The 12,208-nt window shown below is 64.2% G+C and carries 12 protein-coding genes; 7 read left to right on the forward strand and 5 right to left on the reverse strand.

The features are described from left to right. Nucleotides 1-29: 29 nt before the first annotated feature. On the forward strand, nucleotides 30-1,100 hold the full coding sequence (locus tag FDW83_RS01195; protein ID WP_138135790.1) for a quinone-dependent dihydroorotate dehydrogenase: 1,071 nt from the start codon (nucleotides 30-32) through the stop codon (nucleotides 1,098-1,100). A 79-nt stretch (nucleotides 1,101-1,179) separates the two neighbouring features. Here FDW83_RS01195 and FDW83_RS01200 read toward each other — a convergent pair whose 3' ends face one another. After that, entirely contained in the window at nucleotides 1,180-1,782 is a 603-nt protein-coding gene (locus tag FDW83_RS01200; protein ID WP_138135791.1) for a DUF3043 domain-containing protein, read from the reverse strand. Nucleotides 1,783-1,875: 93 nt separating this feature from the next. Here FDW83_RS01200 and FDW83_RS01205 point away from each other — a divergent pair, with 93 nt between their 5' ends. The 5 genes from FDW83_RS01205 to FDW83_RS01225 all read left to right on the forward strand — a co-directional run bounded on the left by FDW83_RS01205 (nucleotide 1,876) and on the right by FDW83_RS01225 (nucleotide 7,078). Continuing rightward, nucleotides 1,876-3,333, forward strand: coding sequence for a dipeptidase (locus tag FDW83_RS01205; RefSeq protein WP_138135792.1), 1,458 nt, complete (start codon nucleotides 1,876-1,878; stop codon nucleotides 3,331-3,333). 162 nt (nucleotides 3,334-3,495) lie between these two features. Then, nucleotides 3,496-3,882 (forward strand): iron-sulfur cluster assembly accessory protein, encoded by a 387-nt coding sequence (locus tag FDW83_RS01210; RefSeq protein WP_009359026.1) that lies wholly within the window; start codon nucleotides 3,496-3,498, stop codon nucleotides 3,880-3,882. Between the two features lie 187 nt (nucleotides 3,883-4,069). Next, entirely contained in the window at nucleotides 4,070-4,942 is an 873-nt protein-coding gene (coxB, locus tag FDW83_RS01215) for a cytochrome c oxidase subunit II (RefSeq protein WP_138135793.1), read from the forward strand. A gap of 10 nt (nucleotides 4,943-4,952) precedes the next feature. Then, nucleotides 4,953-6,680: a cytochrome c oxidase subunit I gene (ctaD, locus tag FDW83_RS01220; protein ID WP_138135794.1), complete on the forward strand. Its 1,728-nt coding sequence runs from the start codon at nucleotides 4,953-4,955 to the stop codon at nucleotides 6,678-6,680. Further along, nucleotides 6,677-7,078, forward strand: coding sequence for a cytochrome c oxidase subunit 4 (locus tag FDW83_RS01225; protein WP_138135795.1), 402 nt, complete (start codon nucleotides 6,677-6,679; stop codon nucleotides 7,076-7,078). The genes ctaD and FDW83_RS01225 overlap by 4 nt, the downstream gene beginning before the upstream one ends. Nucleotides 7,079-7,187: 109 nt before the next feature. Here the strand turns inward: FDW83_RS01225 and FDW83_RS01230 are convergent, their stop codons facing one another. Further along, nucleotides 7,188-7,481, reverse strand: coding sequence for an HPr family phosphocarrier protein (locus FDW83_RS01230; protein ID WP_171027402.1), 294 nt, complete (start codon nucleotides 7,479-7,481; stop codon nucleotides 7,188-7,190). 166 nt (nucleotides 7,482-7,647) lie between these two features. Between FDW83_RS01230 and FDW83_RS01235 the strand changes: the two genes are divergently transcribed. Then, nucleotides 7,648-8,418 (forward strand): GntR family transcriptional regulator, encoded by a 771-nt coding sequence (locus FDW83_RS01235; RefSeq protein WP_138135797.1) that lies wholly within the window; start codon nucleotides 7,648-7,650, stop codon nucleotides 8,416-8,418. Nucleotides 8,419-8,532: 114 nt separating this feature from the next. On the opposite strand, the gene FDW83_RS01240 is transcribed toward FDW83_RS01235, so the two are convergent. The 3 genes from FDW83_RS01240 to FDW83_RS01250 form a co-directional block, all read right to left on the reverse strand. Further along, nucleotides 8,533-10,209 (reverse strand): ubiquinol-cytochrome c reductase cytochrome b subunit, encoded by a 1,677-nt coding sequence (locus tag FDW83_RS01240; RefSeq protein ID WP_138135798.1) that lies wholly within the window; start codon nucleotides 10,207-10,209, stop codon nucleotides 8,533-8,535. Beyond that, complete coding sequence (locus FDW83_RS01245) at nucleotides 10,187-11,260, reverse strand: ubiquinol-cytochrome c reductase iron-sulfur subunit (RefSeq protein WP_138135799.1); 1,074 nt, start codon at nucleotides 11,258-11,260, stop codon at nucleotides 10,187-10,189. Before FDW83_RS01245 ends, FDW83_RS01240 begins: the two co-directional genes overlap by 23 nt. Nucleotides 11,261-11,358: 98 nt before the next feature. Then, nucleotides 11,359-12,147 (reverse strand): c-type cytochrome, encoded by a 789-nt coding sequence (locus FDW83_RS01250; RefSeq protein ID WP_138135800.1) that lies wholly within the window; start codon nucleotides 12,145-12,147, stop codon nucleotides 11,359-11,361. Between the last annotated feature and the right edge of the window lie 61 nt (nucleotides 12,148-12,208).

Below are 12,208 nucleotides of genomic sequence, written 5' to 3' on the forward strand. Positions count from 1 at the left end.
CCGGGCGCAGGAGGCGGAAGACTGGAGGCATGCGCGTTTACCCCACTTTCTTCAGGCTGGCCTTTTCATGGATGGACGCAGAGCGCGCCCACAAGATCGGATTCAAGGGCATTCGGCTGGCGCATGCTTCCGGCGCCGGCAGGGCCCTGCAGAAGCTGACCGCCCCTGCGCCGTCCCTGCAGACCACGGCATTCGGGGTGACCTTCCCGTCGCCGTTCGGCCTGGCCGCCGGCTTCGACAAGGAGGGGCACGGCATCGAAGCCCTCACCGAACTGGGCTTTGGCCACATCGAAGTGGGCACCATCACCGGCCAGGCCCAACCCGGCAATGAAAAGCCGCGGCTGTTCCGGCTGGTGCAGGACCGCGCAGTCATCAACCGGATGGGTTTCAACAACGACGGCGCCGCCGCCGTGGCTCCGCGGCTCAAGGCCGCCCGGGCTGCTTTGCAGCGCCGGCACGCGGGCGTGCGCCCCGTCATTGGCGTGAATATCGGCAAGACCAAGGCGGTTGAGCTTGCCGACGCCGTGGATGACTACCTGGTCAGCGCCCGCAGCCTCGCTCCCGCCGCAGACTACCTGGTCGTCAATGTCAGTTCACCGAACACTCCCGGCCTGCGGTTGCTCCAGGACGTGGAAAGCCTCCGTCCGCTGCTGACCGCGGTGGGGGAGGAGGCGGACCGTGCGGCAGGGCGGCACGTGCCTCTGCTCGTCAAAATCGCTCCCGACCTCAGCAACGAGGATATCGACGACGTTGCCCGTCTTGCGCTGGACCTCAAGCTGGACGGGATCATCGCCACCAACACCACGATCGGACGGACGGGTCTCACCTCTTCACCCGAGGAGGTAGAACAATGCGGCGCGGGCGGACTCTCCGGAGCTCCGCTGAAGCAGCGCTCCCTTGAGGTGCTGCGCCGGCTCAGGGCGGCCACCGGCGACGCCCTGACCCTTGTGGCGGTAGGCGGTGTGGAAACCGCGCAGGACGTCCAGGAACGCCTTGATGCCGGGGCAACGCTCGTCCAGGGGTACACCGCCTTCCTTTACGAGGGACCGTTCTGGGCCGCCCGGATCAACCGCGGACTGGCGAAGGACCGCCGGGCCTGACCCTTTCCGGCAAGAAGAACCCCGGCGGAATCCCGCCGGGGTTCGTTGCGCTGTTGTCGCTTCGAGTGGTGAAGCCGGGTCAGGAGGGGTACTGGCCGCGCTTTACCTGGGGCTTGGGCAGCCGCAGCTTGCGGAACTGGAGGGAGCGCATGGAGCCGTACCAGACGGTGCCCCGCTCCACCTCACCGAACCTCTCCGTCAGCCGCTTGCGGAGCTGGCGGGACAGGACGAACACGTCGATGAACACCACCAGGAACATGACCCAGAACCCGCCCAGGACGTAAATCATGAGGTCGCTCGACGCGGGCACCACCAGCGACACGAGGACAAAGACGAGCGCGCCGAACATCAGGTATTCACCGAGGCTGAACCGCGCGTCCACGAAATCGCGTGCGAAGCGCTTTTGGGGTCCCTTGTCCCGCAGGGGCAGGTACTTTTCGTCACCGGTGTCCAGGGCCTGGCGCATCTTCTGGCGCTGGTCCTGGATGGCCTGGCGCTCGGCCGCCTTGGAGGCTTTCCGGTCCTCTGGCACCAGGGGGCGCTTCCGCGCGGCCTCCTGTGCCTTGCGGGTGGGAGTAGGGGCGCCCTTGCCAGCAACGCCGTTTGGCCGTGCTGCCGCGTCTGCCGCCTGCTGCTCTACTGATTGCTGCGCCGTAGGCGCTTCCTTTTTACGTCCGAACACCAGAACAGAATACCCTTGCAGGCCCCCGCTGGCCGTTCCGATCCTGTGGCGGCCCGGGCAGGTGAACGATGTGACACAGGTAATGTTTCCGCCATGACTTCAACACCGCCATCTGCCCCGCACCCTTACAGCAGTCCAGCCATGTCCGGCCCTGACGGACAGGACTGGACGGAAGGCCTCCGCACGGCGGTCGACCGCGCCTTCGACAGCACCGTGGGGACCCTTAAGGACCTTGTGGCCATACCGGGCATCGCCTGGCCCAGCTTCGACCGCACACCGCTCGAGCAAAGTGCGGAAGCAGTGGCGGACGTGCTGCGCGCGGCAGGCGTGGACGGGGTGCAGATCCTGCACTCCAGCAAGGCGGACGGCACTCCGGGAGGTCCCGCCGTCGTCGCCCGCCGTCCCGCTGCCGAGGGAAAGCCGACCGTCCTCCTGTACGCCCACCACGACGTCCAGCCTGCAGGAGACGAAAACCTGTGGGACACTGAACCGTTCACGGCAGTGGAGAGGGACGGCCGGCTTTACGGCCGCGGCGCCGCGGACGACAAAGCGGGCATCATGGCCCACGTGGCTGCCTACGCCGCCGTTGCCGGGGTCCTGGGCAACGGCCTGGGCCTGGGAGTGACGTTCTTCTTCGAGGGCGAGGAGGAAGCCGGCTCGCCCACCTTCCGTCCTTTCCTTGAGGCCAACCGCGACCTGTTGCGCGCCGATGTCATCGTGGTGGCCGACTCCAGCAACTGGAAGGTGGGCATCCCTGCGCTCACCACCAGCCTGCGCGGGCTCGTCGACGGCGTCATCGAAGTCCAGGTACTGGAGCACGCTGTCCACTCGGGCATGTACGGAGGCGCGGTCCTGGACGCGCCCACCCTGCTGTCCCGGCTTATTGCCACCTTCCACGACGAGGAGGGAAACGTCGCCATCCCGGGCCTCGTGGCCACGGACAACGTCGCCGTTGATCTTCCGGAGGCCGACTACCGGGCGGATGCGTCGGTGCTGGACGGCGTCCGCCTCGCGGGCTCGGGCAGCATCGCATCACGGTTGTGGACCAAGCCGGCGCTGTCCATCATCGGCTTCGACGCCCCGGCGGTCGGCGTCGCGTCCAACACCCTCCTGCCGCGTGCCCGCGCCAAGTTCAGCCTGCGCCTGGCCCCGGGACAGGATCCCGCTGCGGCCATGGACGCTGTACGCCGGCACGTGGAAGCCAACGCACCGTTCGATGCCCGGGTCGTGTTCACCCCGGGGGAGAGCGGCAACCCTTTCCAGACCGACACCTCCTCCCCGGCAGCCCGCGTTGCAATGTGGGCGCTGGGGGAGGCCTGGGGCGTTCCTGCCGTCGAGACCGGAATCGGGGGCTCCATCCCCTTCATCGCCGACCTGGTGGAACTCTTTCCCGGGGCGCAGATCCTTGTGACAGGGGTGGAGGATCCGGACTCGCGGGCCCACAGCGCCAATGAGTCGCTGCACCTGGGCGACTTCCGGAAGGCCATCCTTGCCGAAGCGCTGATGCTGGCCCGCCTCAACAGCCGCGGACTTGACGGGGACCGGGCCTGAGACGGCTGTCCGGGGAACAACCGGGGCGCCTGCGTGGTTATGCCTGGAGTTAGAGCTACAAGGCTGTCCGACGTAGCATGTAGCTATAGCCCATACTCAATCCGTAGGGGCTGGCACCGCCCAGGCGGCGCCGCCAGGACCCGTCCTAAGAAGGTAGGCCACATGAGCACCGCAACCAATGAGAACAGCACCGAAACCACCAGCGCTGCCGGCGAACTGCCGGTCCACGAGGTCAACCTGACCGACGTCGCCGCAGGCAAGGTCCGCAGCCTTCTCGAGCAGGAAGGCCGCACGGATCTGCGCCTTCGGGTTGCCGTGCAGCCCGGCGGCTGCTCCGGCCTGATTTACCAGCTCTACTTCGACGAGCGCCTTCTCGACGGCGACGCCGTCCGTGATTTTGACGGCGTCGAGGTCGTAGTGGACAAGATGAGCGTTCCGTACCTCAGCGGCGCCAGCATCGACTTTGAGGACACCATCTCCAAGCAGGGCTTCACCATCGACAACCCCAACGCCGGTGGCTCCTGCGCCTGTGGAGATTCCTTCCACTAAGCCGGTTGTTTCGCCCGGTGCCGGCGCCGTGTCTCCTGCCAGCTGGATTGGTACGGGGGCACGGCGCCGACATGTGGGCGAATCGCCCGGCGTAGCGGTAAGCTCTACACCGAGTAGTAAAACTTTTCGTGTGCCCGGGGCCGCCGACGGCTGCCCGGACAACAGCAACAAGTAGGAAGGGCCGTCTGTGAGTTCGCAGAACCGAACCGGCAGCCGACGCAAAACGATCACCACGATCACAGGCTTGGCTATTGCCGGCGCGTTGGTTTTGACCGGATGTTCGCCAGAGGTAGAGAAGGGCTGGCTGCCCACTGAACGTGGCACCACCAGCAACACCGACCGCATCATGGACCTCTGGGTCAACTCATGGATTGCCGCCCTGGTTGTGGGCATCATCACCTGGGGCCTGATCGTTTGGTGCATCGTGGCGTACCGCCGCCGCAAGGGCACCGTGGGATTCCCCCGGCAGACCAGCTTCAACCTCCCCCTGGAAGTCTTCTACCTGACCATCCCGCTGTTCATGGTGCTGGTGTTCTTCTACTTCACCGACCGCGACCAGCAGGCCATCGATGACCGCTCCCAGCCCGCCGACGTCGTTGTTGACGTCCGTGGCAAGCAGTGGGCCTGGGACTTCAACTACAAGGCCGGCGACGTCATCGAAGAGGACGTGTACGAGGCCGGCGTCCAGGCGCATCTCACCGGCAACACCATCGACATGGAGCGGCTCCCCACGCTGTACCTGCCTGTGAACAAGTCCGTTGACCTTGAGCTCAACGCCCGTGACGTCATCCACTCCTTCTGGGTTCCCGCCTTCCTGCAGAAGCGCGACATGATCCCCGGCAAGACCAACTACATCCGGTTTACCCCCACTAAAGAGGGCACCTACGACGGCAAGTGCGCCGAACTATGCGGCGAGTACCACTCCGAAATGCTGTTCCGCGTCAAGGTGGTGTCCGAAGCTGAGTTCCAGGCACACATGGACGACCTGAAGGCAGCGGGCAACACGGGCCTCCTCGGTGTGGAGTACGACCGCAACCCGAACCTGAACGAAATTAAGTAAGGGGAGCGACGTGGCTACGTACACTCAATCCGCACCCACCGGAGTCCTGCCGGCTCCCGTGGTTCCCAAATCCAAGGGGCGCATCGTCGTCAACTGGATCACCTCCACCGACCACAAGACCATCGGGTACATGTACCTGATCGCGTCCTTCGTGTTCTTCTGCCTGGGCGGCGTCATGGCGCTGCTGATCCGTGCCGAACTCTTTGAGCCCGGCATGCAGATCCTGCAGACCAAGGAGCAGTACAACCAGCTGTTCACCATGCATGGCACCGTCATGCTGCTGATGTTCGCCACGCCGCTCTTTGCCGGGTTCGCGAACGTCATCATGCCGCTGCAGATCGGCGCCCCCGACGTCGCCTTCCCGCGACTGAACGCCCTGGCCTTCTGGTTTTTCCTGTTCGGCTCCACCATCGCCGTATCCGGCTTCATCACCCCGCAGGGTGCTGCATCCTTCGGCTGGTTCGCGTACGCGCCGCTGTCCAACACCACCTTCAGCCCCGGCATCGGTGGTGACCTTTGGGTCTTCGGCCTGGCCCTGTCCGGCTTCGGTACCATCCTCGGTGCCGTCAACTTCATCACCACCATCATCTGCATGCGTGCCCCGGGCATGACCATGTGGCGGATGCCGATCTTCACGTGGAACACCCTGGTCACCGCGATCCTGGTCCTGATGGCCTTCCCGCCGCTGGCAGCAGCGCTCTTCGCCCTCGGTGCGGACCGCCGCTTCGGCGCCCACATCTTCGATCCGGAGAACGGCGGCGCCGTCCTGTGGCAGCACCTGTTCTGGTTCTTCGGCCACCCCGAGGTGTACATCATCGCCCTGCCGTTCTTCGGCATCGTGTCCGAGATCTTCCCGGTCTTCAGCCGCAAGCCAATCTTCGGCTACAAGGGCCTGGTCTACGCAACCATCGCCATCGCGGCGCTGTCCGTGACGGTGTGGGCGCACCACATGTACGTCACCGGTTCCGTGCTGCTGCCGTTCTTCGCGTTCATGACCATGCTGATCGCGGTTCCCACGGGCGTGAAGTTCTTCAACTGGATCGGCACCATGTGGCGCGGCTCCCTGACGTTCGAGACCCCCATGCTGTGGAGCATCGGGTTCATGATCACGTTCCTCTTCGGTGGACTCACCGGCATCATCCTGGCCTCGCCGCCGCTGGACTTCCACGTATCGGACAGCTACTTTGTGGTGGCGCACTTCCACTACGTGGTGTTTGGCACCGTGGTGTTCGCGATGTTCGCCGGCTTCTACTTCTGGTGGCCCAAATTCACCGGCAAGATGCTGAACGAGCGCCTGGGCAAGATCCACTTCTGGCTCCTGTTCCTCGGCTTCCACGGCACCTTCCTGATCCAGCACTGGCTGGGTGTTGAGGGCATGCCGCGCCGTTACGCGGACTACCTGGTCGAGGACAACTTCACCTGGATGAACCAGTTCTCCACGGTTGCCTCCTTCGTGTTGGGCGCCTCGCTGATCCCGTTCTTCTGGAACGTGTACATCACCTGGCGTAACGCCGAGAAGGTCCAGGTGGACGACCCCTGGGGCTTCGGCGCATCGCTGGAGTGGGCTACGTCCTGCCCGCCGCCGCGGCACAACTTCACCTCCCTGCCCCGGATCCGGTCCGAGCGCCCTGCGCTTGATCTGCACCACCCGGAACTCCGCCAGGTCCACACCGTTGAGTCCCCCGCTCCCGCAGCCCAGGCGCTGGGCAACGCCGACCAGAAGGACACTGCACAGTGAAAATCGAATCCTGGATCTTTGGTGCCGGAGTTTTCTTCTTCGTCCCGGTCGCGCTGATTTATGGCTTCCTGACCAACTGGGGCGAATGGGTGGGCATCCTGGGCATCCTGCTGGTTGGTGGACTTGCCGGCATGATCGGCGGCTACCTTGGCTTCACCGGTAAGCGCGTGGGCCTCCGTCCCGAGGACCGCAGCGACGCCGAAATCCACGAGGGTGCCGGCGAGCAGGGTCACTTCAGCCCCTGGAGCTGGTGGCCGCTGGTTCTCGGCCTGGCCTGCGCAGGCGGCTTCCTTGGCCTGGCTGTCGGCTGGTGGATTTTCTACATCGCGGCGGGCCTCGCACTTGTTGCCCTCGTGGGCTGGGTGTACGAGTACAGCCGTGGAGACCACGCCCACTAGGCAGTAAAAATACATAACGGCGGCGGGCCCCCACCCTAGGGTGGGGGCCCGCCGCCGTTAAGTGGAACCTGCTGACGCACAGCTTGCCGGACTTCCGCCCGTGGCAGGCCTAAACGGCGCCCTGCGACTCCAAAAGCTCACCGAGCTCCTGCAGCACCCTGCTGGCCTTTTCACGGCTCACAACGTCTTCCAGCACGTTCTCGCTGATAGCCAGCTCCACCTCGCAACCATGGTGGAAGTCCGCTGTCATGACCTGCAGCAGCGAGCGTGCATCCACGCCGCTGATGCCGTCTTTGGCAATAGTCACCGGAAGCCCCGTAGCGGTAACTGCGCGGACGAAGACTGCAGCAGGACGTGCATGCAGCCCGACAGAGGCCGTGACCACGGCCTTTTGTGTTGCCAATGGGGACTCCTTCGTTCTGACGGCCCCCATCCGTCGGCCAACCAAATTTCCTGACCAAATATAGCGGCCGGTCCATCGGTGCGGCGAAACGGCACCATGGCTGTGAATCCCTGGTCTAGACCTGCCCTACCATGGAAGGGGAAAAGCCGAGGCAGGGGAGAGGACCATGGCGGCTGGCGCTAAGGCCATCAAAGGCGAAATCGACCGTAGCAGCGGAACGTCCATCTACATCCAGCTGCGCGAGATCCTGAGGACCTACATCTCGGAGTCCTGCCCGCCAGGCAGTGCCCTGCCGTCGGAACGCGACCTTGCCGAGCGTTTTGGCCTTGCCCGGATGACAGTCCGGCAGGCCATCGACGCACTGGTCGGCGAGGAGGTCATCGAACGCGTGGTGGGGCTCGGGACTTTCGTCCGCCGGCCCAAGCTGGACCTGCAGGTCAAGCTGACGTCATACAGCGAGGAGATGCAGCGTCGCGGCATGGTTCCTGCCGCCAGGGTGCTCAGCTTTGAACAGATTGGAGCCAGCGCTTTCCTGGCCCGCGAGCTCCAACTCGACGAAGGGACTCCGCTGGTCCGGTTCCGCCGGCTGCTCCTGGCGGATGGTGAACCAATGAGCGTGGACGAAAACTTCATTCCTGCCCACCGTGTTCCGGGCCTGCTCGACAGTGAACCGCCCACATCGCTCTACAACGTGCTGAGCGAGCAATACGGGCTCGTCATGGAATGGGGCGAAGACATGATCGAGGCCACCGCTGCTTCCCCCTCCACCGCCCGCCTGCTCAACGTTGAAGTGGGGTCGCCGCTGCTGAAGATCCAGCGCCATGCCTTCGTGGCCAGGGCGATGGTGGACTACTCGGTGTCGTACTACCGCGCCGACCGGTACAAACTGTGGGTGCCCCTGCAGCGGCCCGGGGCGCGGCGGTCACGGAACCACTGAATTCCTCTGCCTGCCTGCCACAACTCCAGCAACGGCAGGCAGGCAGGACGCCGGGCAATGACAAGAGGCCCGGTCCATATTGGACCGGGCCTCTTTTTTATGACTCTTGAACCTCTAGTGGGACAGGCTCCTGGCTGCCTCGGGAGCCTCAACGGCCTCGTGGCCGTGGCCATGACCGTGTGCGGCTTCTAGCTCCGCGGGAGTTGCCGGAGCAACACGGTCCTCGAAGAACCACTTGGAAAGCATCGCGCGGCGCTTCTCCTTGCGGGTCACGATACCGTGCTCGTTCGGTACGGCAGGAAGGACCTCAGGAGACTCGAAGCCAACCAGCTTGTACCGCTTGTACTCGTCGAGCGGGGCGTGGACTTCGATGAACTCACCGTGCGGGAGGCGCACGATGCGGCCGGTTTCGCGGCCGTGCAGGGCAATTTCGCGGTCCTTGCGCTGGAGCGCCAGGGCCACACGCTTGGTGACGATGAACGCGATGAACGGGCCGACGATGAACAGCGCCCGCAGCCAGTACGTGACGTCGTTCAGCGAGACGCCGAAGTGGGTTGCGATGAGGTCGGAACCTGCGGCCGCCCACATGACGCAGTACCAGACGAAACCTGCCATGCCGATAGCCGTCCGGGTGGGGGCGTTGCGCGGACGGTCAAGAACATGATGCTCACGGTCATCCTTGGTGATCCACCGCTCGATCCACGGGTAGGCGAACATCACGGTGAACAGGATGCCGGCCGGGACCAGGGCGGGCAGCAGCACGTTGAACGAGAAGACGTAGCCGAACCATACCTGCTCGACCTGCCAGTCGCCGAGGGTTCCCGGCATCAGGCGGAGAGCGCCGTCAACGAAGCCGATGTACCAGTCGGGCTGGGTACCGGCGGACACGGGGGAGGGGTCGTACGGACCGTAGTTCCAGATCGGGTTGATCGTGAAGAAGCCGGCCATCAGGGCCAGGACGCCGAAGACGATGAAGAAGAACCCGCCGGCCTTGGCCGCGTAGACCGGGCCCAGGGGGTATCCGACAACGTTGTTGTCGTTGCGGCCGGGGCCGGGGTACTGCGTGTGCTTGTGGATGACCACCATGAACAGGTGCAGCACGATCATCAGGAGGATCAATGCCGGAACCAGCAGGATGTGGAGCACGTACAGGCGTCCGATGATGGCCGTGCCGGGGAACTCGCCGCCGAAGAGGAAGAACGAGATGTACGTGCCGACGACCGGGATGGACTTGATTACGCCGTCGATGATGCGCAGGCCGTTGCCGGACAGCAGGTCATCGGGAAGGGAGTAGCCGGTGAAGCCGGCAGCCATCGCCAGGATGAGCAGCACGCCGCCCACAACCCAGTTCATTTCACGCGGCCGGCGGAAGGCGCCGGTGAAGAACACGCGGAGCATATGCACTGCGATGGCAGCCACGAACAGCAGGGCTGCCCAGTGGTGCACCTGGCGCATGAAGAGGCCGCCACGGATATCGAAGGAGATGTTCAGGGACGAGCTGTACGCCACGGACATTTCGACGCCCTTGAGGGGAACATACGAACCCTCGTAGTGCGTTTCCGCCATGGACGGATCGAAGAAGAACGTCAGGAACGTGCCCGAGAGCAGCAGGATGACGAAGGAGTACAGGGCCACTTCGCCGAACATGAAGGACCAGTGGTCGGGGAAGACCTTGCGGCCGAACTCCCGGAGGATGCCCGATCCGCCGACACGTGAATCGACGAAGTCGGTAAACCGGCCGGTCTTGGTTTTGGCGACGAAAGCGGGCTCAGCTGTCGATGCTGCGCTCATGCATATCACGCTCCCAGTAACTTGGTCCTACGGGTTCTTTGAAGTCGCTGGTAGCGACCAGGTAGCCCTCGTCATCAACTGCGATGGGCAGCTGGGGGAGAGGCCGGCTGGCAGGGCCGAAGATCACCTTGCACTCCTGCGTGAGGTCAAAGGTGGACTGGTGGCACGGGCACAGCAGGTGGTGCGTCTGCTGCTCGTACAGAGCAACAGGGCAGCCGACGTGGGTGCAGATCTTGGAGTAGGCAACGATGCCGTTGTAACCCCATTCCTCGCGTCCCGGGGAAGGGTTCAGCGACGCCGGATCCAGGCGCATGAGGAGCACAACAGCCTTGGCTTTTTCGTTGAGCTTGCCCTCGTGGAGTTCGTTGAGGCCCTCGGGGATGACGTGGAAGGCCGAGCCGATGGTGACATCAGCTGCCCGGATGGGCGTGCCGTCGGGGTCGCGGGCAAGGCGCTTCAGCTTACCGTCCTGGGGGGCCCACATCGTGTGGGCAAGCTTCTCGTCCGGACGCGGGCCAAGGTCACCGAAGATGGCAACGGCCGGAAGCGGGGCGAGGGCAACGGCGCCGAGGAGCGTGTTGCGGATCAGCGGCCGGCGCTTGATGCCCGTTTCCTCAACGATGTCGTCCACGATGCGCACGGCGGCCTTGCGGTCCTCTTCGTAGCGGATGGCGTGCCGTTCCTCGGAGACTTCGTGGTCCGGCATCAAGGCCTTGGCCCAGTGCACAATGCCGGTTCCGATGCCGAGCATCGCGAAAGCGGTGCCAAGGCCCAACAGCATGTTTTGCAGCCGGATGGTGCCGATGGTGGATTCACCGACACCGAGGTCGATGGCGAAGTACGCCACCAGGAAGATCACAGTTCCAACAACAGAAATGCCAAACAGAAAGGCGACCTGCCGTTCTGCCCGCTTTGCGGCCTTCGGGTCCGTGTCAGCCAGGCGCAAACGGTGCGGGGGAATTCCAGGGTCCTGGAACTTCTCCACCTCATTCTGACCAGCCGTAGCTACGGTGCCCGAGTGGTTCGGACTGCCGTCACTATGGTTGCCCATAATTCGCCTCATCCTTCTCTCGTCCCGGCGGTTGCCGGGTTAGTTTCCAATATCAACCTGCTGATGGTGCAGCAGTAATTCATGTGCCCAATCCGACGTCAGGACGTACGGGAGGTCAGCCAGATGGTGAAGGCGATGATGACGCCGAGCCCGGCAACCCAGACGAACAGGCCTTCGGCAACAGGACCCAGGGAACCGAGGGCTGCACCGCCGGGGGAGCCTGTGGTTTCGATCTGCTTCAGGAAGGTGATGATGTCGCGCTTGCCCTCAGGAGTGATGTTTGAATCACTGAAGACCGGCATGTTCTGCGGTCCGGTAACCATTGCCTCGTAAATGTGCTTCCCGGAGGTGTCCTCCAGCCCCGGAGCGAACTTGCCCCGCGTCAGCGCACCGCCGGCCGCAGCTGCGTTGTGGCACATGGCGCAGTTGGTACGGAAGAGTTCGCCGCCAACGGCTGCGTTACCGCCTTCGTCCAGCAGGCTTTCATCAGGGATGGCCGGACCGGCGCCCAGGGAAGCGACATAGGCTGCAAGCTGCTGGGTCTGCTCATCGTTGAACTGAACCGGCTTCTCAAGCGCCTGCGGGCCGTTCATCTGCATCGGCATGCGCCCGGTGCCCACCTGGAAGTCCACTGCGGCAGCACCTACGCCCACCAGCGATGGGCCGTCCTGCGTTCCACTTGCACCCATGCCGTGGCAGGTGGCGCAGTTGGCTGCGAAAAGCTTGCCGCCTTCTTCCACGTCGTTGGCGCTGTACGTGGTGGAGGAAGCTTTCGCCTCGTTGACGGTGGTGGCAACGGCGTACAGCCCACCCGTGAGGAGAAGCCCCATCAGGAGCAGCGCTATTGCTGCAAGTGGGTGACGCCGCTTTTGTGAGAGTGCCTTCACGTGGTGGTTCCTTTAGTCGTTCCTGCGCCGGCTCCGGGAGCCGCTACCTGAAATTCTGCCT

The organism is Pseudarthrobacter sp. NamE2 (genome assembly GCF_005796205.1).
GTDB lineage: Bacteria > Actinomycetota > Actinomycetes > Actinomycetales > Micrococcaceae > Arthrobacter.